The organism is Parasphingorhabdus sp., from assembly GCF_048269865.1.
Classification (GTDB): domain Bacteria; phylum Pseudomonadota; class Alphaproteobacteria; order Sphingomonadales; family Sphingomonadaceae; genus Parasphingorhabdus.
In genome coordinates this window covers 18,979-41,419 of the sequence record NZ_JBLWUA010000010.1, presented here as the reverse complement: position 1 = coordinate 41,419, position 22,441 = coordinate 18,979, and the positions used below count along the sequence as shown (strand labels likewise).

Sequence of the window (22,441 nt, the reverse complement as noted above, 5' to 3'; positions counted from 1 at the left end):
GGGAATGGACTATGATGCTTTTTTCGCCAGCGAACTGGATGCGGTCCGGCAAGAGGGGCGCTATCGCGTGTTTACCGAGATTGAACGCAAGGCCGGTTCCTATCCCCATGCGACCCGCTATGTCGACGACGGCACTACAGAGGTAACCGTCTGGTGCTCGAATGATTATCTCGGCATGGGCCAGCATCCCAAGGTCGCGGACGCGATGCACCGGGTGATTGACGAGTGCGGCGCCGGGGCAGGGGGGACGCGCAATATTTCGGGTACCAACCACCATCATGTTCTGCTCGAAAATGAACTGGCCGATCTTCATCACAAGGAAGACGCGCTGATCTTCACGTCCGGCTATGTATCCAACTGGGCAGCGCTCGGTACCCTGGCATCGCGCATCCCAAACTGCGTTGTGCTATCGGATGCGCTCAACCATGCCTCGATGATCGAAGGCATCCGGCACAGCCGTGCAAAATGCATTGTCTTCGAGCATAATTCTCCGGAAGATCTGGATCGCAAGCTGAGTGAACTCGATCCCGACCAACCCAAGCTGGTCGCGTTTGAAAGTGTTTATTCGATGGACGGAGATATCGCGCCGATCGCCGAAATCCTCGACGTATGTGAAAAGCATAATGCGATGAGCTATATCGACGAGGTCCATGCGGTGGGCCTCTATGGTCCGCGCGGCGGCGGTGTCGCCGAACGCGAAGGTCTGATGGACCGGATCACGGTTATCGAAGGTACGCTGGGTAAGGCCTTTGGCGTGATGGGCGGCTATATCGCAGCCTCCAAAGATCTGTGCGACTATGTCCGTACCTTTGCCAGCGGCTTTATCTTCACCACCGCCATTCCGCCTGCCGTTGCTGCCGGTGCCTGCGCCAGCATCAGACATCTCAAGGAAAGCAATCTTGAACGGGACACGCAGAAGGAGCGCGTCGAAAAGGTGCGCGGTGCGCTTGATCGTATGGGAATCCCGCATCTGCCGAACCCCAGCCATATTATTCCGGTGATGGTCGGTGATGCCCACAAATGCAAATTCATCAGCGACTGGTTGATGGATAATCACGGCATCTATGTGCAGCCGATCAACTATCCGACGGTGCCGCGCGGCACCGAGCGGTTGCGGATCACTCCTTCGCCGGTGCATAGCGATGGAGACATCGACCGTCTGATCACCGCACTCAGCGAAATCTGGTCGCAGTGCGAATTGGCGCGGAGAGAAATGGCTGCCTGATCGCAGCCATCCGCTCCAAAGAAAAAGGCCGGGAAAATCCCGGCCTTTTTTCTGTTCAGACTGATCGTCGTATCAGCTTGGATCCTTCAGATAAGCAATCACGTCCGCACGTTTCTGTGCATCGGGGAGCCCGGCAAAGATCATTTTCGTCTTCGGGATAACCCGCTGTGGATTCTCGAGATACTGGAACAGTTTTTCTTCGGTCCAGGTGATGCCGCTGGTCTTGTTGGCTTCGGAATAATTGAAGCCTGGAACGGAACCGGCTTCCCGGCCAACGATACCGGCCAGCGATGGGCCCGTTTTATTTACGCCCGGATCGGTGACATGGCAGGTGCGGCATTGGGCGAAGACCATTTTGCCCGCTGCTGGATCGCCAGTCAGGCTGGCATATTCGACGCCGTCCTTGGTGCTGACATCATCGGCAGCTGGGGGTCCCGTGTCAGCCGGCGCTGCTGCCACTTCCGGTTCCGCTGCCGGCATGGTTGCCTCAGCCTCGGTTGTGCTTGGTGCTGGCTCACTTGATTCAGAACCGCCGCCGGAACAGGCTGCAGTCAAAGCGGACAAAGCGACTACAGCAGCTACTGTTTTCATCCTGACCATATTCTCTCCTATCGGGTTATGTTGACACATATCAACAACTTAACTGTATAGTTTGATTAATGTTCGATTGAAAGAAGCTTTTCTGCAGTTGACATGCAACCCTATGAAATCTTGTCCTTTTTTACATCCGTTTCTTTCATCACCTTGCCGCGCAGCCGATGAACCAGAACGTAGATCGCCAAAATTACCGGAATCGTGATCAATCCGATGAACAATTCGGTTTGCGAACCCGAGGAAAATGCCGCCGCGCCCTTGGTCATATAGGCGATGAGACCAACCATATAATAAGCGGCCGCGATCACCGACAAGCCTTCGACCAAAGTCTGCAGTCGCAGTTGCAGCTGCGTCGATCGTTCCATCGATTCCATCAGGCGCAAATTTTGCGCCTTGATCCTGGTGTCTATGCGCACATCCAAGGTGTGCATGATGCGCGACACGCGTTCGGCAATTCTGTCCAGCCGGGTCTGGAAAACCACGCAGGTGCGCTGGGCCGGGACTAGCCGCCGCTCGGTAAATTCTTTCAGGCTTTGCATATTGGGTAACGGCTTGACGTCGAGCGCATTGAGCCGGTCGGCAGCGACTTCGGCATAAGCGGTGGTCGCGCTCAAACGGAAGCCGGTTGCTGATCGGATGAGCTCCAGTTGCGCGGAAATTTCTGCAAGCTGCTGTAACAGCAAGTCGTCATTATCTTCGTCGCTGGCACTCGCCACCCGCTCCGCATGATCAGAAAGGCGCTGTTCCAGTTCATCAACTTGCGGGCCATATTGCTGGACGGTGGGAAAGCCCATCAGCGCCAGATTGCGATAATTCCCAAGCTCCTGAACGCGCTGGACGATCCGGCCGCGTTCGGCGTCAGATTTGTCGCCGCCCTGCACGAGCAGGCGGCCATAGCCATCTTTGTGAATGCCAAAATCGGACCATATCCGAATGCCATCATTGACTTCGCAGCATACCAGATCATCTTCGACAATTCCCATCGCAGCAAGATTTTCTGCGACGAGATCCTGGCTTGGCAGCGTCTTGATACGGGTGGCACGAATGACAGATCCCGGCCATTTTTCGAGCCAGTAAATATAGGCATCAGTCTGCTTCGACGAGAGGTCTGAGGGCAGGATAAGCGTAATCGTGCTGGCTTCGGTGTGCCGTTCCCACAGAAAATAAATGCCGTCTTTGGTATGGGCCGAGGCGCTGCGCGGGGCAAGATGCCAGTCATCGAAAGCGGGCTTGTTGGCAATCAGATGCTGGTCTTCGGATTGCCGCTGCTCTTCGCCGATCAGCAACACCGATTGGTAGATTTGGCAATCATCCGACACCGGGGCAAAGCGCCGCAGATGCATTTCATCGACGGCCCATTGCCGTAGCGGATGATTGGTTATGGACATTGTCGTTCGTTATCCATGTTTTGCCGGCATCTGTCCATTGTGAAAACGGATATGCGGCGTGGCCCTCCGCGGATCAGAATATGGCATGATCGCCGCGCTCGGCGCTTGTTTCACCGCTCACCAGAGCGGCGTAATAATCAAACAATGTCGTTGATCCGGTAGAGGGCGTTCCGGAGCCGTCATAGCACCCCTTTTGCGGGTCCCAGACAAGCATGGATTCCGTCGCGTAATAGCGTCCGATCCGGGCAAGTTCGGCCTTTTTCTTCGCCGCCGGTATCAACCAGCCAATGGCATCCAGGATGGCAATGATAGCGTCGAGAAAACGGATCGGTACATGCGTAAATTTCGGCTCCTTGCCGAGCAACGCAAATAGCCGCTCGCCTTGTTCGATTGGTGTGATCGGATCGCCGGGTCCGCCGATCGGAAGGATCCTGTTTTGCAAATGCTGATCGTCCACGCAGTCCGCCATATAAGAGGCGAGATCATCGTCGCTGATCGGTTTGCAGGCGGTCAGCATGCCATCGCCGAAAAGCAGAAACGACTTGCCGTTCCGCACCCGCTCAACCTGACCCGACAATGATTTGAAAAACGCGGTGGGCCTGACGATAGAATAGGTTAGCCCCGATCCGATAAGTTTTTCCTCGAAAGCCAGTTTCGCATGCTGGAAGGTGAGGCGCGGCTTTTGGACGCAGATGGCGGACAGCAGGATGAATTGAGAAATGCCCGCAGATTGTGCGGCGCGCAGCGCCGCTAGATGGGCATCGTGATCAATCGCCCAAGCGTCTTTCGGTGCCCCTGTCCGTGAGGCCATGCATGATAGGAGCACGTCGAACCGCTCGCCGCGCAATCCGTCCTCGCGGATGGACGTTTCGCTCGTCACATCGCCAAAACGCAAGTCTACTTCCGGCGCGCCGTTGGTGATATCCTCGGGTCGAGATGTGCCTGCCAGTGGCCGCATGAAGCAGACAGTTTTGTAACCGCGCCGGGACAGTTCCCGCAGCGTTGCTCTGCCGATCGTCCCTGTGGCGCCCAGAAGAAAGATCCGTTTCAACCGATCACCCGTTGCCGAGGGAAGCTGCAGTCATCGGGCATATCTCTTCGGTCATGCCTCACTCAGCGTGTAAGTTGCTTCTTTCGCCGTTCGGCCCTTGACCTGAATATCGGCGACTTTCCTGAATCGGATTGAGGCTATCGCCTGGGCCGTATTCTGGCCGACCAGCAGGTCAACAGCCTGTTCCTTGCACTGACCTTCGAGGCGCGAGGCAAGGTTGACGGCATCGCCCAGCACAGAATAATCAAACCGGCGATCGGAGCCCATATTGCCGACGACGCAGGTGCCGGTATTGATTCCAATTCCCATCCGGATAAGCGGGACATCCGATCCAGCCGGTAGCATCGCCTGCACATCAAGATTGACCTGTTCCATGGCCGCCAGCATATCTTGCGCCGCTTCAACCGCGTGCAGAGCATGATCGGGGTCGTCCAGCGGAGCGTTCCAGAAGGCCATCACGCAATCGCCCATATATTTGTCGATGGTTCCGCCATGCCGCAGGATGATGTTCGATAGCGGTGTGAGAATGGCATTGATCACTCTCGTCAACCCTTGAGGGTCCTCCTGCATTGCCTCCGCAATAGAGGTGAAGCCGCGGATATCGGAAAACAGAATCGTCAGTTCCCGGCTTTCTCCGCCAAGGTTGAGCAGCCCCGGATCATTGGCAATTTTCTTTACCATTTCGGGTGCAAGATACTGGCCGAACGCATTTGTCACGGCGCGACGCTGTCGCTGTTCGCTGGCAAAATCGCGTGTGGCGACGGCCACCACTGCGAGAACGAGCGTGGTGGTCGGTGCGACTGGCCCGATCCAGAGCCGTCCATATTGCAACAGCAACCAGCACCCTCCGATCATCGCCAGCACGGCGGTTGTCAGCAAGAGCGCCTTGATCGCCGGTGATTTCGGTCGCGACACCGCTAGCGCAAGCGCGGCAGAAAATGCTATCAGCAGGAGCGAGACCCAGCCAGGTGCAGTGCTGATCGACAGGCCAGTGCGCAGATTGTCGTAAATCGTTGCCTGCACTTCGATGCCGGGAGTCAGCTGGCGCGAACGCAATGTATAGGCGGTCTCGAACGCGTCAATACCGCCTGCTGCGACCTCGGCATTGGCCTGCAGGGCGAAGCCGACCATCACGATCTGATCCTTCAGATAGTCGGGCGGAAGATAGCTCTCGGGGTCGAGCGCCTGATAGTAAGAGATAGTGGGATAGCTGCCCGCCGGACCGAAATACTGAATCCGGCGAGGGCCGTCATGCTCCGGCTCCGGCTTTCCGCCTGTCGTGGCGAACAGCGTAGCCATGAAGCCATCTGAATAATGCGGCATATTGCGCAGCACCCCGTCACCGTCCATTGACAGACTGGCGACTCCGGATCGAGCGCCCGCCTTGATCAAGGCAGGAATCGGTTCGGTTCGCACAAGCGTGCTGCCGTAAGGGCGCTCGATCAGGCTTTCATCCGCAGCCAGAATAATGTCCGGTCCCATTGCGTTCGCCAGAGCCTGATCCTCTTCCGGATCCGTCGGCTCTGCAAAGACGATATCAAAAGCAATCGCCTTTGCCCCGGCGCTGCGCAATTGTTCTATCAGTTCGGCATGTTGCGACCGCCGCCAGGGCCATTGCTGTCCGATGGCGGCCATGCTCGGTTCATCAATCGCGATCAGCGTCACGCCGGGCTGCTCCGGCAGCACCGGATCAATCGTCGACAAATAGTCAAAACTGCGTCCATCCAGATCACGCATCACAGCGGTCAGACTCAACAAACCAACCAGCAATGCGACCATTGCAACCAGCACAATCCCGGATCGCCGCTGCCGGGCAGAAAAGCCGTAACTGATCCATTGCCTGGCCATTCAGAAACGCATTCTCACCCCCGCGACCACGGTCAGTCGCGGTGCCGCGACGCTGGTGGCCGAGTCATAGCGCTTGTCGAGCAGGTTGAGCAGCGCAAGGTTCAGTGCGAGGCGCCGGTCCAGCGGTTCCCATTCGATCTTGGCATCAAACAGTGCGACATTTTGTATCGGGTTACGCAGGTCATCGGTCTGCCCGCCAATATAGTTGCCCGACACCGTCGCTTTCAGCCGGACCGGCGCTGGCACCGCCCACACCAACGAAGCACGGGCAAAATGGCCGGGTACGAACGGCAGCTGGTCCCCCAACTCATAAGTGCAGATAAAGCCGGAGCCGAAGTCGGCGGTGGCGCAGCCGAAGGTCGGACCGATGGCCTGGCTGACATTGTCGCCGGATATGAACTGGCCCTCGATGGCGCTGTCGCTATAGGCATAAGCGGTGCGCAGCCCCAGATTGCCGCCGAGCCACAGGTTGGCCTGGGCGCTGATCCGTTTGACCGATACCGGAAAGCCGGTGATGTTTACCGGCAGATCGGGAATGGTATATCCGACGGCCTCCAGCTGCTGGTCCTGATATTCCACCGCCGTAAACAGACGATCGGACCATTCCGCATCCCAGCGGACGATGAAGCTGTCGCCGCGGCTCTGCCGGAAACTGGGCGCCGAATTGGCTTGCAGGCCGACAATCGCGACCGGGCGAAAGCTGAAATCAAACAGGCCCCGACTCTGGCGGATGAAGGCTGAGCGAAGCCACTGGCCTTCGACCGGTTCGTAGGATGCGCCCAGACGCCAGTTGAGCAGTTCATCCGAATAATCGCTAAAATCGCGCGCGACGCCCTCGATCTGTCCCTGCACGACCAGCGGTTCTGCGGGATGGTACCGCAGATCAAGATAGGCCCGTGCTTCCTTCGTCCTGTAACGATAGGTGAACGGAGTCGTGCCGGGGTCGATGATACCCCGGCCAAAATCATAATTGGCGCTGACCGTATTCGTCCGTACGTCGCTCCATTCTGCCCCGATCCTCAGGTCGAGCGCGCCAAGACCCTTGGCATAATTGACGCTGAGATAGGTAAAGCGATTGTGTTCTGCTTCGAAACGGTCGGTAAAGGGAATGGTACTGGAAATGTTGCGGGTGGCCACATCGAGCTGCTCCCGGCCGAAGCCGGCTGCAACGGTCAGCTGATCGCGATAGCCAAATTCGTGATTATATAGTCCGAACAGGAAATTTCGGTCCGACTGCCGTTCTTCTTCCAATTCAAAATCATTGTCGGGACCGCTAAGGATATTGGATTCGGACAGGCTGTTGTCGTGGTTCAGTTCGCCGTTCAGCACCAGACTGTCCGATGGCGTCAGCTCCAGCCCGACATAGCTGCTCAGGAACCAGCTATCGCCGCCGTGTCGGCGTGAGAACGGGCTGATATCAGGCCGACGGCGATGATCGGTGATATCTTTATAATTGCCGCGTAGCCAGATTGCCGTGGGCAGGGGGGCGTCAATGATCGTGTCGAGCCCGCCGCTGACGATCTTCTGGTCGCGCAGATTCTCGTCCAGCAAGGAAACGCCAAGATTGGGCTCGACAAAATTGCCATTGTCAAAACGCAAGCGGCGCTTGGAACTGGCGACGCTCAGCGGGTCGAGCGCAACCCCCTGCAGGAAGCTGGAAAGCCGGTCGAAATTTTGCGCTTGCTGGGCGTTGTAACTGCCATCCGGATTGCGGATCAGAAACGGGCCAGGGGTCTGGTTAATCGCCTGATCAAAATAGCTGGAAGGGGTGAAACTGTCGAACACACGGTCGGCATAATAGCGGCCCCAACCTTCGAGATCGAGGAAGCGAAACGCCTGGGACACAAGGCTGCCGGTTTCCCGGTTTTCGGACAGGTTCACATATTCTCCGCCGCGCGCGCGATATCGGTCCAACGCTTCACGGGCATTTTTGATCGCGTCATCGGCGGCAAAATCATGCAGAGCGACGCCGGTGCGGGCGAGGGGAATCGCCGGGTTATTCGGGTCGAGCCGGTCGGCGGTATCGAGCTGCTGCTCTGCCAGACCGGGTTCACCCAGTTCATGCTGCACTTGCGCCAGACCAAGAAAGCCGAGACCGTAGTCCGGATTATGGGCCGATGCGGCAAGCGAAGCGGCGAGCGCCTCATCCTGGCGATCCTTGCGCCGCCAATATTGCGCCAATGCGTTGCCAGCCAGGGCATTACCCGGATCCATTTCCAGAGCCTTGTCGATCTCTACCTTGGCAGCGGCCAATTTATTCTGCTGGAGCAATATCTCGGCTCGCATGCTGACTAGTTCCGCATCATAAGGCCGGGCCGTCAGCGCTCGGGACACCAGCCGATCCGCTTCCATGAGGCCGCCAATGGCCATCCAGTTTTTCGCCTGCGCTTTCTGGGCGAGAAAATTATCCGGATCGCGGGCCAATATCGGCTGAATGGTGTCGCGTGCTGCCTTTGGACTGCCGCGATAATCGCGCAGCAAATCAGCTGCGCCAATTGCGAGCATATCATTGTCCGGAAACCTGTCGCGCGCTCGCTCAATGGTTGCAATCGCAGCGTCGGTCTCGCCCAGCAATGCTTCGACATCTGCCTTGGTTTGATAGAGAGCAGCGGCGTCTGGGAATGCCGCTAGCCCTTCGTCCGCGATCTGTTTTGCGGTCTGCAAGTCCCCGTTATAGGCAGCAATCAGGCTTCGCGCGATATAGCTTTCCGCAGTAGAGGTCTGACGCGGTAGGGCTGGCGTCTGGCCAAGCTGCACCGCTGCGATATAGCGACCATAAGCACCGGCGGCCCGGTCTGCGGGATTGTCGGCTTGTGCGAGGGCGTCAAATTGACGCAAAGCCGTTTCCCAGTCTCCTTCCGCGCCCGATTGTCGGGCCTTGATAAAGGCGTCGCTCTCGTTGCCCAGCACGTCCAGACCGCTGGCCAGATTGACAAAATAGAGCATCTGCTCGCGTCCGGTCGGATTGACCAACACGGTCCGCGTCGGGGCCTGACCGCGCAGGGCGGTCGCTGCTTGTCCGGCCGTGACGGTCAGCGATCCTGCCTCGTTGGACAGCTCAACGGTTCCGGAAAAGACCTGCAACTGGCTGGAGTCCGCATCCGCGGTGATCGCCCATTCCGTGCCCCGGATCGCCGCTGTTGCGGAGGGCGTTTCAATCGACAGATTGCTCCGCTTGCGCGGGCTCCGGCCCCAGGCCCGGCCGCGCTGGAGAGTCAGGGTTGACCGGCCGCCCTTGCTGATCTGGCGTACCGTCATTACCGAATTGCGGCCCAGGCGTACCTGGGTGCCGTCGACATAGACGATCGCCAGCGTGCCCGCAGCATTGGTCCGCAAGATATCGCCAGTCTTGAGATCTTGCTGGACCACCGCCCTTTGCCAGGTCCTGCGAGGGAGCAGAGTCGCCTGTTCGCCGCCCTTGGCTGCAGCGATCTTTCCGGAAAGCGGGGTGGGTCGTTTCAAAAGCTGCGCTTGGGCCGCCGTCGGCACCGCGGATTGCGCCACTAACGCGATCCAAAAGAACGGCAGGATTTTTTGCAGCTTCACGGTCTGTTTCCCCCCAAACCAACCAGTGTCCGCGACACTTGACCATATTACCTGCAATTTGCAACGTCCGAAGTCCGCTGATGGCAGAAAAGGGGCCGGTCGTTGGGGCGCAGCTTCTGGAATGGTCGCTTCAGCGATATCCGAAAAGCTGCCATCGCTCTCCGGCACATCCACCTATATCGAAAGGTTATACCGTCCGCATGGTATATGATACTGTCACGCGCGCCAAATAACCTAACAAGGGTCGAACTCCAATAACGGTCGGCACTATGATACAATCTCCTTATCTACTTTACCTGGGATCCACATCGGATCCCTTATCGATCAAGACCTCTCGCGGAATCGCGATGTTCCGTCCGGACGATTGCGTTGGCGAATTCGTGCACGAAGGCAGCAGCCTGACCCTTGGCCTGCCTCACATGGGCTTTCAGCAGGCGGTGGCAGCGGGCGCCAAAACACTGGTGCTTGGTGTTGCGAGCGCGGGCGGCGTGCTTACCGATGAGCTGATAGCCGATGCGGAAGCGGCGCTGAACGCCGGGCTGGACATTGCGTCAGGATTGCACGGACGGCTGCGCGATATTCCGAAGCTCGTGGAAGTCGCGGAACGCAACGGATGCAAGTTGATTGATGTGCGCGATCCGGTGATGGATTTGAAGGTCGGCACCGGGGTGCGGCGTGCGGGCCGACGGCTGCTGACCGTCGGTACCGATTGCTCGGTCGGAAAAATGGTCGCCACCCTTTGTATAGAGCGGGCGATGCAGGCGCGTGGCCATGTCGCGGACTTCCGCGCCACCGGCCAGACGGGCATCATGATCGCGGGCGCGGGCGTTCCGGTTGACGCCGTCATTGCCGATTTCATCTCTGGCGCAATAGAGCAGCTCGCACCAGAGAGAACCGACGACGGATGGGATCTGATCGAAGGGCAGGGCTCACTTTTTCACCCGTCCTTTGCCGGCGTATCAATGGGACTTCTTCACGGTGCGCAACCGAGTGCGATCGTGATCTGTCATGAACCGACGCGCCAGCATATGCGCGGCCTGCCGCATTATTCGATGCCGTCGCTGGAGCGCACGATCGAAGCCAATCTCGAGCAGGCGCGACTGACCAGCCCGGATGTCGTTGCGGTCGGCGTCGCGGTCAATACCTCGATGCTGGAGCAAGACGAAGCGCGCGCAATGTGCGAAGAAATAGCTGAAACAACCGGACTGCCTTGCGTTGACCCTTATGCGCAAGGTGCTGACCCCATAATTGACAGGATTGAACAATGCTTCGCCATCTCTCGGCCGTCCATGTCCCTTTCCGCCTGAAACGGCCCTTTCGTATTTCGCGCGGCACCAAGTCGGTCGCCGACACGATCTTTGTGGTAATTCACGACGGAGAGCATGAAGGGCGCGGTGAAAGCGTGCCGTACGCTCGCTACAACGAAACCATCGACGGCGTGCTTGCCCAGATCGAGTCGGTTCGCGGGGAAATAGAGGCGGGCTGCGACCGGGAGCGGCTCATGGAAATCATGCCGCCGGGCGCTGGCCGAAACGCAATTGACTGCGCGCTTTGGGATCTGGAAGCAAAGCGGACCGGTATATCGGTCGTCGACCGGATTGGCTGGGAGCCGCTGAAGCCGGTTGATACGGCGATCACAATCGGTCTCGACACGCCGGAGAATATGGCGGCTGCGGCACACCAGTTACAAAACGCGCCGCTGCTGAAAGTGAAGGTGGATGCTTCCGACCCTGTTGCGGCGGTGCGTGCAGTTCGTGAAACCGCGCCGAGGCCCCGCATGATCGTCGATCCCAACGAAAGCTGGTCGATCGAGCAACTCGCATCCTGGCAGCAGCAGCTCGTCGAGCTGCGCGTTGACCTGCTGGAACAGCCTTTACCAGCCGACCGCGATGGAGATCTTGAAGGGTTCGAAGCGCTCATCCCGCTCGCTGCCGATGAATCCGGCCATGTCACTGATGACCTGGCACAGCTCGCCCGTCGCTATGATTATGTGAACATAAAGCTCGACAAGACCGGCGGTCTGACGACGGCGCTCGCAATGGTTGAGGCGGCAGAGCGTGAGGGGCTCGGACTGATGATCGGGTGCATGGTTTCCAGTTCGCTCTCCATAGCGCCTGCCATGATTATCGCGCAGCGTTGCGCTTTTGTCGATCTTGATGGGCCAACCTGGCTGGCGGACGATCTTGCCAATGGCGTGGTCGAAAATTGCGGGTCCATGGCCCCGCCAGAGGCAGGCTTCTGGGGCTAGGTATATCTTATGGTTATACTGCGTTGCACAAAAATGATTGGCTTAAGCACCGGTAAGGGTCAAACTTCAGATAATAAAAAATCATTCGGGGGCTATTATGAAAAATAAGATTTCAGAAACTAAACGAATTGTCGCAAGTTCGTTGGCGATAGGACTGTTGCTCAGCAGTCCGTCCGCGCAAGCCTCTGACGCTGGTACATCTGCTGACTATGTGATCTCCGGCGGGATGATTTATCCGGGTGGTGCGGCCCCCTATGTTGGTGACATCGCCATATTCGGTGACAAGATTGTCTTTGCCGGCCCACGCTATTCCGGGACAGCCGGGAAAACGATCGACGCCAAGGGGATGATTGTTTCGCCCGGCTTTATCGACACTCATACCCATGTCGGCGATGCCCTGAGTTCTGAACTACCCGCCGCTCGCCTGGTCTTGCCCTTTCTGACCCAGGGTGTGACAACCGCTTTCATCGGCGTCGACGGGGGAGGGGCAACGGACATCTCTGGGGTTTTCGCGGAAGGGTCCGGCCTCGACTACGGGATCAATTTTGCGAGCTATATCGGCCTCGGTGCACTTCGGAAAAAGGTGATCGGCAGCGACGACCGCGCTCCGACCGCAGCGGAACTCGACGAGATGGTGACACTGGTTGATACCGCCATGTGCGAGGGAGCGCTTGGGCTGTCGACGGGCCTGTTCTACGCGCCGCAGAGCTATGCCAAGGAAGGGGAAGTGATCACCTTGGCCAAGGTGGCGGCCAAGCATGGCGGCGTCTATGACAGCCATATTCGTGATGAATCCAGCTATACCATAGGTCTGGAAGGAGCCGTTGCCGAGGCGCTCGACATCGGAAAAGAAGCCGGAATTCCCGTTCATATCGCGCATATCAAAGCGCTGGGTGTCGATGTGCATGGTGAGGCGCCCGATATTATTGCTGCAGTCGAGAAAGCGCAGGCGGCCGGGCAGATCGTTCATGCGGATCAATATCCATGGTCGGCTTCCGGAACCGGGCTCGATGCGTCGCTGCTGCCCCGTTGGGCTCAGGATGGCGGTCGAGAAGCCACTCTCAAGCGGTTTGATGATCCTGAGCAACTGGCAAAGATCAAGGTGGAAATGACCGATAACCTGCGTCGGCGGGGTGGTCCGGATTCGCTGCTGATCACCAGCGGTTCCGACGACGTAAAAGGCAAGACGCTGGCAGAGATTGCGGCGGAGACGGGCGTTGATCCGGTTCAGGCGGCGATCAATGTCTTGCGCAGATTTGATGTCAGAGTGGCTTCGTTCAACCAGGATGAGGCAGACATTGCCGCCTTCATGACGCAGCCCTGGGTCATGACCAGTTCTGACGCATCCATCGGGCACCCGCGTTATTATGCCAGCTACGCGCGAAAATACGACACCTATGTGAAGGATCGCAAGGTCATCAATCTGAGGCAGTTTGTCGATCAGAGCACGTCGGTGCCGGCCACATTATTTTCACTGGAGGGTCGGGGAACACTTTCGAAGGGTGCGTTCGCGGACGTGGTCGTTTTTGATCCGGAAACTTACGCGCCGCGCGCGACATTCATCGAGCCGACGCTTTTTTCGACCGGCGTGCAGACGGTGTTCGTAAACGGTGTGCTGGCGATCGACAAAGGCTTGCCCACGGGCAAGGCCGCCGGTCGGCCATTGCCGCGGAAGTCCGGTAGCGACGGCTGTTAGCTATCACTCGAAATTACCGATTGAACGAAAAATACACAATGAATCGAGATGTTTACCCCAGATAATATGGGGAAGCGGATCTGGACTTTGACCAATAACAGGGAGTTTTAACAATGTCGGGAAAAATCATTACGTCGCACATAGCACTGGCAGCAAGCCTGCTTTTTGCGCCACAAGCCATGGCGCAGGTTCAGCAGGGTGATCTGTCAGAAGATGCTCAGCAGGCACAAGACGATACGACCACACCGATCGTGGTGACCGGAACGCGGATTCAGCGCGACGGCTATAGCGCACCGACGCCGCTGACCGCTTTGAGCATCCAGGATATCGACGCCAGTGCACCGGCAAATGTGGCGGACTTTGTAAACGAGATTCCGTCGGTGGTTGGCAGTGCAACGCCGGCCAGTTCGAATCTCAGCATGAGTGCCGGTACGTCCGGTCTCAATACGATCAACCTTCGCGGACTGGGCACAAGCCGGACGCTGGTGCTTCTGAACGGGCAGCGCTCGGTCGGATCGGCGCTTGGCGGACAGGTCGACGTCAACACCTTCCCCCAGGCCCTCATCTCCGGTGTTGAAGTGGTGACCGGCGGTGCATCCGCCGCCTATGGCTCGGATGCAGTCTCCGGGGTGGTAAACTTCATCCTCAATGAAAAGTTCACGGGTTTCAAGGCCAGCGCAGATGTCGGGATTTCGACATATGGTGACGCCGCAAACCACAAGTTCGACGCGACATTCGGAACGCCCTTTGCCGATGGTCGCGGTCATATTCTGCTGAATGGCGAAATAGCGGTGCGCGAAGGTCTGGACGGTGTGCCGAGAGACTGGAACAACAAGGGCTGGTACCAGATCAACAACCCTGCCTACGCGCCGGGGAATGGCGAGCCGGAACGGCTGATCACCGACAAGGCCGGCCTCAGTCTTGCGACGCCTGGCGGACTGATCACGGCAGGACCATTGCGTGGCACCTATTTCGGGGAAGGCGGCAAAATCGGTCAGCTGGATTTCGGCGTCGTGAAAGATCCGTGGCTGGTCGGTGGTGACTGGCGCCTCACCCAGGTGAACGACAATCAATCGCTGGATCCGGCAGAGAACCGCAAAAACATATTTGGCCGGATCAGCTATGAAATCGCTCCCTGGCTCAACGTCTTTGCGCAAGCGAGCTACTCGCGATCCGTCAACCGGGGCCAGTTGGGTATCCACCGCAACCAGGGCAATGTCACAATTCAGGCGGACAATGCGTTTCTGCCCGAGAGCATTCGCGACCAGTTGCTTGCCGCAAATCAGACCTCATTCCGCTTTGGCACAACCAATGCGGACCTCGGTGTCCGTACCAACCAGACCAAGCGCAGCGTACAGCGATATGTCATTGGTGCTGATGGTGAGTTTGATCTGTTCGGAAGCGTTGCCCGATGGGATGCCTATTATCAGAAGGGTATCGCCAATACGCGGGAATCCGCGCTTGGTATCGCGAATAATGCGCGGCTTAGCCAGGCAACCGACGCCGTGTTCGCGCCAGCCGGCAACAGCCTGGGTGTAGCCGAAGGCACGATTGTCTGTCGCTCGTCGCTCACCGACCCTTCCAATGGCTGTATTCCCCTCAACCGTTTCGGTACGAATGTAGCTGATCCGGCAGCGGTGGACTGGGTCCTGGGCGATCTCTATCGCCTGCAGCGGTTCGAGCAGAATGTTTATGCGGCCAATTTGTCCTTCGATACCGTGCAATTGCCAGCCGGTGCCGTTGCCGTGGCAATCGGCGGCGAACACCGCACGGAAGAGGTCTCCGGCTATGTCGAAGACCGCTATCAGTCCGGCTGGTTTACCGGCAACTATCTGCCGAGCTTTGGCAATTATTCGGTGACGGAAGGATATCTGGAACTGCTGGTTCCGGTTCTCGACAGTCTTGACCTGAACGGCACCATTCGCGCGACGGATTATTCGACCTCCGGTTTCGTTACCACCTGGAAGGTGGGCGCAAGCTTTGAGCCGATTGACGGGCTTCGGTTCCGCGCTACCCGCTCACGCGATATCCGCGCGCCGAACCTCGCCGAACTGTTTGCGGCCGGTTCCACGCGATCGAATACGGTGCTGGACCCATTCAACAATAACCAGTCGGCTCCCTTTGCCGGAACCAGGACTGGCAACCCCAATCTGGATCCTGAAAAGGCCGATCAGTGGGGTGTGGGCGTTATTTTCCAGCCAGATTTTGTGCCAGGATTTTCTGCTTCGGTCGATTATTACGATATCAAGATCAAGGATGCTATCGACTCGCTTGATGCGCAAACCATCATCGATCGATGCTTCGAAGGTGTTACCGAATATTGCAATGCGATCGTCCGCGGACCGAACAAATTCGGAACCAACCTGCAGATTTTCGAGAGCCCGTTCAATTTTGCGTCCCAGCGCGCACGGGGTCTGGATTTCGAAACGTCCTATCGTACCGCGCTCGGCTCCGGCTCGCTTACCCTGCGGGGAATCGCGACGCTCTATCTGGAAAACACGATCGACAACGGGCTGGATCCGGCCATCGATATTGTTGGAGAAAACAGCAGCGGTGGCAATCCGGAGTTTCTGTACCGGTTGACGGCGTCTTACGCCAACGGGCCTCTGCGTCTGAACCTGATCGGACGCGGTATCAGCTCCGGTACCTATGACAACAGTTATGTCGAGTGCACCTCGGCCTGTCCGGCATCGACTGCAACGGCGCGGACCATCAACAATAACCATATCGATGGTGCGTTTTATCTTGATGCTTCGGCCTATCACGATTTTAGCCTCGGCTCGCATCAACTGACGCTGTTTGTCGCCGTGTCGAACCTGCTGGATAAAGATCCTCCGGTTGTGGCTTCGGGACCAGCGGGCAGCGCTTATGCCACGCCCGCAACCAACCAGTCTCTCTATGATTTGCTGGGACGCCGGTTTCGGGTTGGAGCAAAGATCAGTTTCTAGGTTTGAAATGATATGCGGATGAAGGGCAGGGGTGGCGAGGGCCACTCCTGCTCATTTACGCCTCGTCGATACAGGCGCGGAATATGTTTAGAAATTCCTGGGCGACATGGGAAAATGGTCGGCTCTCCAGCGTGATTCCGAATACGTCGAAGGCCAGGGTCGGTTGCAACGGGCTGAAAACCGTATCCTCATCGACCGTTGCCTGAGCGGTAAAATTGTCCAGAACCGCCATCCCGATGCCTTTGCGGACAAGAGCGGATCCGATATAGAATGTGCGGGCAGATAATATTTCGTTCAGCTCTATACCGCTTCGACCCAATTCGCGTCGCAGCAATTCGCCAATTGGGCCGCTGTCCGCGAGGCTTATGAACCGTTCGTCACAGACGTCCTTCAATGCAACCCGGTCCGGGATGTTCGGCAGATCTTCCCGGCGGTACAGCAGGCCCAGTTCGCCTTCGCCAAGCCAGTCGGAAATGACCGGTAATCCGGGCGGAGTCTGATAGGCGATCACGATATCTGCTTCCCGCTCGTACAGCGAACGGGCGATTTCCTCATGGTGCAATGTCTGAAGGTCCAAATAGACATCGGGGTATTTTTTGGAAAACAGGCTAACGGCTCGCGGCAGAATATCGAGAGCCAGCGATGGCAGGACAGAGACGCGCAGCGTTCCGCTGCCGTTGCGAAGATTGCGGGTTACCTGACGCAGGGAGGAGACGCGTTGCTGGACATCCGCCACCTCGACAAACAGCGTATGCGCATCGTCGGTCGGAACCAGCCGGCCGGCCTGCCGGTCGAACAGCGGAAAACCCAAAAGCTGCTCTGCATGTTTCAGCGTTTTTGTCACAGCGGGCTGGGAGATGTTGAGCGCTCGTGCAGCGGCGCTGACCGTGCCGTGCAAATAAACCGCATGAAATATCTCAATATGACGCAGACGCATATTTTTACCTACAGCAGAAAAAAGGGGAGGCTTGAACCGGCAGAGCGCATGAAGTCGAGTGATAGGGGGAGGCGGGCATCGTTTCTCTCATGCCTCGAAGATAGAAAGACATTGCTAGGCGAACCCTATTCATGTGTACACCGCTATCACGAGTCTGCCTTTCCGCCAAAATGCGCCGATATCAGATTATCTCGTCCCGATATAGCTTTTGGTTATGGACGGGCACGGAAAAGGCGCTGGTTTGAAATTTGACGACTGCTACGCTGGGTAAAATTGACGGAGACCAAAGTTCGATATGATAAAATATTGGTTTGCCACTCCTTTGTGGAAACGGGTCGTTCTCGCTTTAATTCTGGGCGTGTTGGCCGGTGTGTTGCTGGGCGACGACGCCCAGTCCCTGAAATGGATTGGCGACCTGTTTATCCGCTCGATCAAAATGCTGGTTGTACCGCTGATTTTCTTCTCGCTCGTTTCCGGCATCACCGCGATTGGCGATATTGGCAAACTGGGCTCGGTAGGGGGAAGAGCGATCGGGCTGTTCCTGTGCACGGCGGCCATCTCCGTCTCGCTGGGCATGACCTTGGCCCAACTGGTTCAGCCTGGCGCCGACCTGGTCATTAACCTGCCGGAGGGAAGCGCGATACCCGCTCCGCCGGATCAGTCTGTGATCGCCATGATCGTCAATCTGGTACCCGACAATCCGATCATGGCGATGGCTCAGGGCAGCATTTTGCCGATGATCGTCTTTGCCGTGCTATTCGGCATCTCGATCCTCGCGACGGGCAGCGAAGGCGCGCCGCTGGCAAGGGCGATGGATGCCGGTTCCGTGGTTATGCAAAGAATGACGATGATCGTGATGGAACTGACCCCGTTCGGCGTTTTCGCCCTGATCGCCTGGGTTGCAGGCACATTTGGCTTTGAAGCCTTGCTGCCGCTGGGCAAGCTGGTGATGCTGAACTATCTCGGCTGTGGTTTGATCCTGCTGATCGTTTACCCGCTGATCATCCGTTTCATTGCGCGGCTCTCGGTGATTGATTTTTACCGCGGAATCATTGACGCGCAGGCAATAGCCTTCTCAACCGCCTCGTCGAATGCGGCGCTGCCGGTCACCTTGCGGTGCGTCGAGCGCAATCTGGGTGTGTCAAACTCGATAGCAAGCTTTACCGTGGCCTTGGGGGCCACGATCAACATGAATGGCACGGCGATGTATCTCGGGGTCATCGCGCTTTTCGGTGCCCAGGCTTATGGTATCGAGCTGAGCTGGCTATCCTACGTCATCATCGCTCTGACCTCGACACTGGGCGCGATCGGTGCAGCCGGTGTGCCGGGGTCCGGACTGGTGATGATGAGTCTGGTATTATCCTCCATTGGCGTTCCGCTCGAAACAATCGCCTTTGTTGCGGGGATCAACCATCTGCTGGACATGATGCGGACCATGACAAACGTGACCGGCGACGCGACAGTAGCAGTCGCGGTTGGCCGCATGGCTGGAGAGATTGATGTAGAAGAATATCTCTCAGCCGACGATATTTGAATTAATCAGCGTCTCATTATCAGCTTAAAATCTGTTCTCATTGTCAGGCGCCGAGTGCACGGAGACTGTCGATCAGGCGTCGTCCGGGACAGCGACTGCTTGCCTTAATGTCAGAGCGATGCAGCGATTTGCGCGCTGGCGCGTTGTCGTTGGGCAGTTACAGTTTCTGCAAATTGGCATTGCCATCCACAGGAGGCTAAAATGGACCTGATCCAAGAGCAAAATAAATTTCGTACCGCTTCTCCCTCTTTATTGGGGCGCGGCATTGAAGCGGTCACTTCACCCGTGACCAGAATGGCCTCCAAAATGGTGCCACCAGAATGGATCGAAAAACTGGTGAAGGCGATTGATTCCGCAACCAGCAAACCACAGCTGGCGCGGTTCAAACATGATCAGTCTGACATGGAAGCCTGTCAGCAAGCTGCGAAAAAGATCGAGAACACTGCAAAATTGCTGAATGGGGCTACCGGTGCGGTCTCGGGTTTTGGTGGTGCTGTGACCATGACGACAGATATTCCTGCAACGATTGGACTGGCTACGCGGAACATCAGAGACACTGGCCGTGCCTATGGATATGAGGGTGAGGGGCCAGCGGAGCAGTTGTTCCGCTTGCAGATTCTGGAAATCGCAGCCCTCAACGACAAAACAGTCCGGCAACAGAGGATCGCCGATCTCGAAAGCCAGATCACAGCGGACGGCAGTTTGGTCGATCCCGACCCGGAGATCACCGATCCCCTGGTCGATCAGGCCATCGAGCGTATTTCGCGCGCTTTGGCGCTTGCCATCCCCAAAAAGAAAGCAGGTTCTTTCATTCCGGTGCTGGGAGCTCTTGTCAGCGGCGCGGTCAACACTTCTTTCCAGGGTGACGTGTCAAAAGCCGCCAGGTTCGCCTTTCAGGCCCGCCGGTTGCGGGCATCCGGCCAATAACCACATCGGCATTTTATTGACCGCTGAGGCATAGATCCATCTACCCGATAACCGCCCCGATGCGGTGTATTAGCCGCTGACGATTTTGTCGGGGCAAATGCCGGGGCCGGTTTATGCCTTATCCATCACGAGGACGGCCTTTACGCACTTGCCTTTTGCCTGTTCGGAAATGGCCTGCTCGATATCGTCAAAAGCATAGCTCTCGATCAGACGCTCAAACGGGAAATTTCCGGTCCGCTGGAGCTCAAGCAATTCGGGAATGAAGGATTGGGGATCGGCATCGCCTTCCATAATCCCCATGATACGCAGGCCGCCCGCGGCCACGGCACCAAATCCGACCGGCACGGTCGCGCCGGGTGCTTTCGGAGCGGCGACCAGCGCACATGTGCCGCGCTTGGCAAGCGAGGCGATCGCCGCAGCGATAACATCGGGAACGCCCGTGGTGTCCAGGGCGGCGTCGACGCCCGCTGGGATGATGGCTCGTATTGCATCAGCAACATCATTCCCAGCACCCGGATCGCACACCGCGGTGGCACCCATTTCCAGCGCCGTTTCGCGACGCTCTGACAGGGGATCGATGGCGATAATTTCGGCGCAACCGCGGGCCTTGGCCGCCATGATCGCGGCCATACCGACCGGGCCGGCGCCGAACACCGCAAAGCTATTTTCCGCCGCAAGGTTGAGGGATTTGAGCACCGCACCAGCGCCCGTCATAAAGCCGCAGCCCAGCGGTCCGAGCAGTTCTAGCGGAAGATCGCTGTCAACCTTCACCACGTTGCGTGCGTTGGCGACGGCATGGGTTGCAAAGGACGACTGTCCAAAAAAATGGCTGCCCAGAGATTCGCCGTTCTGCGTCCAGGCCGTCGAGCCATCCGGACGGCTGCCCATGAAATTCAGCTGCGCGAAACTTTCGCAATATCCTGGAACCGTTTCCTTGCAGGCTGAACATTCGCCGCAAGACATGAAACCGATGACAACCTTGTCGCCAGGAGAAACATCCGTGACCGAACTGCCTGTTTTTTCGACAATACCGGACGCTTCGTGACCCAGTACGACAGGCAGGGGGACCGGTATAACCCTGTCCCGAACGGCTATGTCCGTATGGCAGATGCCGACACCGGCAACGCGTACCAGCACCTCGTCATCTTCGATCTCAGCCAGATCGACGGGCTCGACGACAAAGGTGCCGCCTGCTTCAGATAGTATCGCGGCCCGAACCGTCATGCATCCACCTTGTCTCTTGTCTCGAAACGGACAGGCAGACTCTTTAGCCCGCCAACAAAGTTGGTTGCAAGCCAGCGCGGTTCGCCCGCCAACTCGATCGTGTCGATCCGGCTGAACAATTCTTCAAAGAAAATGCGCATTTCCATCCGCGCAAGATGTTGGCCAAGGCAAACATGTGGTCCATACCCAAAAGCCAGATGCTTCGATGGGGGGCGGGAAATGTCAAAACGGAACGGCTCGTCGAACACCGCTTCGTCGCGATTGGCCGAAGGATAACACATCATCATCGCCTCGCCCTCGCGAATGGTCTGCCCGCGCAGGCTATATTCTTCGACGGGGGTCCGGAAGAAGTGCGTGACCGGGGATACCCAGCGGATGATCTCGTCGATCGCCGTTGGGAGGAGGGTCATATCTGTACGCAAACGAGCCAATTCATCCGGGTTTTGCAGAAGTGCGAGCATGCCGCCGGCAATCGACGAACTTGTCGTATCATGACCTGCCGTGGCCGCCAGGATGAAATAGGAGAGGGCTTCCTGTTCGCCGATTTCGGCATTGACCAACAGCGTCGCCAGATCGTCCTGCGGATCTGCGCGGCGCTTCTCCATGAGATCGCGGAAATAGTCGAAGAAGCCCTGCACGGTCGAAATCACATCAACTTGCTCGGTGCGGATTTCAGGGTCTTCGGGGCCAAACAGCTGTTGTGTCATCTTAAGCATCATCGGCTGGTCTTCCGCCGGGACACCTATAATCCTCATGATGACACGCAGCGGGTACCAGCTGGCGACGGCCTTCATGAAATCGACCTGAGTCTGGCCGGTAATGGTTCTGTCGAACAACTCCCGCGCATAGGCACGTAATTCGTCCTCAAGAACTTTGATGCGCGCAGGCGCGAACCACATTTGGGTCAGCTTCCGGTGCTTGCGATGCTCGTCGCCATCCATATTGGTGAGATTGTTCAGCAGAAATGGACGTCCGCCTGTCACCTTGCGAATCTGGTCATCGACGGCGGTTTTTCTCAACAGCGTTCGCGGGCCGTTGATGAACACGTCAGGCTGTCGCTCGATCTCCATGATGTCCGCATGCCGTGATACGATCCAGAAGGGCGGATATTCGTCTGGTTCCACCCAAAAGACTGGCGCTTCCGCGCGCAGCCTGGCCAACAACGCGTGATAGTCGCCCGGTGACGAATGAAAGGCAGGATCCGAGATCTGATTGCCTACATCTCTTGCATTAAGTTCGCTCATTATCCACTCCTTTGCGCGACTATCCGCTTCG

At 57.5% G+C, this 22,441-nt stretch carries 15 protein-coding genes; 7 read left to right on the top strand and 8 right to left on the bottom strand.

The genetic code is table 11. From position 1 onward, the window contains the following. Positions 1-4 precede the first annotated feature (4 nt). Complete coding sequence (gene hemA / locus ACN0WW_RS13775; RefSeq protein WP_417613442.1) at positions 5-1,225, top strand: 5-aminolevulinate synthase; 1,221 nt, start codon at positions 5-7, stop codon at positions 1,223-1,225. Positions 1,226-1,297: 72 nt separating this feature from the next. On the opposite strand, the gene ACN0WW_RS13770 is transcribed toward hemA, so the two are convergent. The 5 genes from ACN0WW_RS13770 to ACN0WW_RS13750 all read right to left on the bottom strand — a co-directional run bounded on the left by ACN0WW_RS13770 (position 1,298) and on the right by ACN0WW_RS13750 (position 9,652). After that, complete coding sequence (locus tag ACN0WW_RS13770) at positions 1,298-1,825, bottom strand: c-type cytochrome (RefSeq protein ID WP_417613441.1); 528 nt, start codon at positions 1,823-1,825, stop codon at positions 1,298-1,300. Between the two features lie 101 nt (positions 1,826-1,926). Continuing rightward, positions 1,927-3,207 (bottom strand): DUF3422 family protein, encoded by a 1,281-nt coding sequence (locus tag ACN0WW_RS13765; RefSeq protein WP_417613440.1) that lies wholly within the window; start codon positions 3,205-3,207, stop codon positions 1,927-1,929. 73 nt (positions 3,208-3,280) lie between these two features. After that, positions 3,281-4,258: an NAD(P)H-binding protein gene (locus tag ACN0WW_RS13760; protein WP_417613439.1), complete on the bottom strand. Its 978-nt coding sequence runs from the start codon at positions 4,256-4,258 to the stop codon at positions 3,281-3,283. A 51-nt stretch (positions 4,259-4,309) separates the two neighbouring features. Beyond that, a complete protein-coding gene (locus ACN0WW_RS13755) occupies positions 4,310-6,106 on the bottom strand; it encodes a CHASE2 domain-containing protein (RefSeq protein WP_417613438.1) in 1,797 nt (598 codons plus the stop codon). Further along, positions 6,107-9,652: a FecR domain-containing protein gene (locus ACN0WW_RS13750; RefSeq protein ID WP_417613437.1), complete on the bottom strand. Its 3,546-nt coding sequence runs from the start codon at positions 9,650-9,652 to the stop codon at positions 6,107-6,109. 269 nt (positions 9,653-9,921) lie between these two features. Here ACN0WW_RS13750 and dgcN point away from each other — a divergent pair, with 269 nt between their 5' ends. From dgcN to ACN0WW_RS13730, 4 genes are all read left to right on the top strand, one after another. Beyond that, positions 9,922-10,959: an N-acetyltransferase DgcN gene (dgcN, locus tag ACN0WW_RS13745; RefSeq protein ID WP_417613436.1), complete on the top strand. Its 1,038-nt coding sequence runs from the start codon at positions 9,922-9,924 to the stop codon at positions 10,957-10,959. Next, on the top strand, positions 10,917-11,900 hold the full coding sequence (gene dgcA, locus ACN0WW_RS13740) for an N-acetyl-D-Glu racemase DgcA (RefSeq protein WP_417613435.1): 984 nt from the start codon (positions 10,917-10,919) through the stop codon (positions 11,898-11,900). Before dgcN ends, dgcA begins: the two co-directional genes overlap by 43 nt. A 97-nt stretch (positions 11,901-11,997) precedes the next feature. Further along, entirely contained in the window at positions 11,998-13,596 is a 1,599-nt protein-coding gene (locus tag ACN0WW_RS13735) for an N-acyl-D-amino-acid deacylase family protein (RefSeq protein ID WP_417613434.1), read from the top strand. Positions 13,597-13,709: 113 nt separating this feature from the next. After that, positions 13,710-16,544, top strand: a complete 2,835-nt coding sequence (locus ACN0WW_RS13730; RefSeq protein ID WP_417613433.1) for a TonB-dependent receptor domain-containing protein — start codon at positions 13,710-13,712, stop codon at positions 16,542-16,544. A 55-nt stretch (positions 16,545-16,599) separates the two neighbouring features. Here ACN0WW_RS13730 and ACN0WW_RS13725 read toward each other — a convergent pair whose 3' ends face one another. After that, entirely contained in the window at positions 16,600-17,481 is an 882-nt protein-coding gene (locus ACN0WW_RS13725; protein ID WP_417613432.1) for a LysR family transcriptional regulator, read from the bottom strand. A 295-nt stretch (positions 17,482-17,776) separates the two neighbouring features. Here ACN0WW_RS13725 and ACN0WW_RS13720 point away from each other — a divergent pair, with 295 nt between their 5' ends. Both ACN0WW_RS13720 and ACN0WW_RS13715 read left to right on the top strand, forming a co-directional pair. Then, positions 17,777-19,015: a dicarboxylate/amino acid:cation symporter gene (locus ACN0WW_RS13720; protein ID WP_417613431.1), complete on the top strand. Its 1,239-nt coding sequence runs from the start codon at positions 17,777-17,779 to the stop codon at positions 19,013-19,015. Positions 19,016-19,216: 201 nt separating this feature from the next. Then, on the top strand, positions 19,217-19,942 hold the full coding sequence (locus ACN0WW_RS13715) for an EcsC family protein (RefSeq protein ID WP_417613430.1): 726 nt from the start codon (positions 19,217-19,219) through the stop codon (positions 19,940-19,942). A 111-nt stretch (positions 19,943-20,053) separates the two neighbouring features. Here the strand turns inward: ACN0WW_RS13715 and ACN0WW_RS13710 are convergent, their stop codons facing one another. Continuing rightward, positions 20,054-21,166 carry an NAD(P)-dependent alcohol dehydrogenase gene (locus ACN0WW_RS13710; protein ID WP_417613429.1) on the bottom strand — a complete coding sequence of 371 codons (1,113 nt, stop codon included), beginning with the start codon at positions 21,164-21,166 and terminating at the stop codon, positions 20,054-20,056. After that, a complete protein-coding gene (locus tag ACN0WW_RS13705; RefSeq protein WP_417613428.1) occupies positions 21,163-22,410 on the bottom strand; it encodes a cytochrome P450 in 1,248 nt (415 codons plus the stop codon). Before ACN0WW_RS13705 ends, ACN0WW_RS13710 begins: the two co-directional genes overlap by 4 nt. Positions 22,411-22,441: the final 31 nt, after the last annotated feature.

Coding starts and splice junctions, on each gene's coding strand:
- hemA (WP_417613442.1), top strand. CDS start 5: ATGGACTATGATGCTTTTTTCGCCAGCGAACTGGATGCGGTCCGGCAA.
- ACN0WW_RS13770 (WP_417613441.1), bottom strand. CDS start 1,825: ATGGTCAGGATGAAAACAGTAGCTGCTGTAGTCGCTTTGTCCGCTTTG.
- ACN0WW_RS13765 (WP_417613440.1), bottom strand. CDS start 3,207: ATGTCCATAACCAATCATCCGCTACGGCAATGGGCCGTCGATGAAATG.
- ACN0WW_RS13755 (WP_417613438.1), bottom strand. CDS start 6,106: ATGGCCAGGCAATGGATCAGTTACGGCTTTTCTGCCCGGCAGCGGCGA.
- dgcN (WP_417613436.1), top strand. CDS start 9,922: ATGATACAATCTCCTTATCTACTTTACCTGGGATCCACATCGGATCCC.
- dgcA (WP_417613435.1), top strand. CDS start 10,917: ATGCTTCGCCATCTCTCGGCCGTCCATGTCCCTTTCCGCCTGAAACGG.
- ACN0WW_RS13735 (WP_417613434.1), top strand. CDS start 11,998: ATGAAAAATAAGATTTCAGAAACTAAACGAATTGTCGCAAGTTCGTTG.
- ACN0WW_RS13730 (WP_417613433.1), top strand. CDS start 13,710: ATGTCGGGAAAAATCATTACGTCGCACATAGCACTGGCAGCAAGCCTG.
- ACN0WW_RS13725 (WP_417613432.1), bottom strand. CDS start 17,481: ATGCGTCTGCGTCATATTGAGATATTTCATGCGGTTTATTTGCACGGC.
- ACN0WW_RS13720 (WP_417613431.1), top strand. CDS start 17,777: ATGATAAAATATTGGTTTGCCACTCCTTTGTGGAAACGGGTCGTTCTC.
- ACN0WW_RS13715 (WP_417613430.1), top strand. CDS start 19,217: ATGGACCTGATCCAAGAGCAAAATAAATTTCGTACCGCTTCTCCCTCT.
- ACN0WW_RS13710 (WP_417613429.1), bottom strand. CDS start 21,166: ATGACGGTTCGGGCCGCGATACTATCTGAAGCAGGCGGCACCTTTGTC.
- ACN0WW_RS13705 (WP_417613428.1), bottom strand. CDS start 22,410: ATGAGCGAACTTAATGCAAGAGATGTAGGCAATCAGATCTCGGATCCT.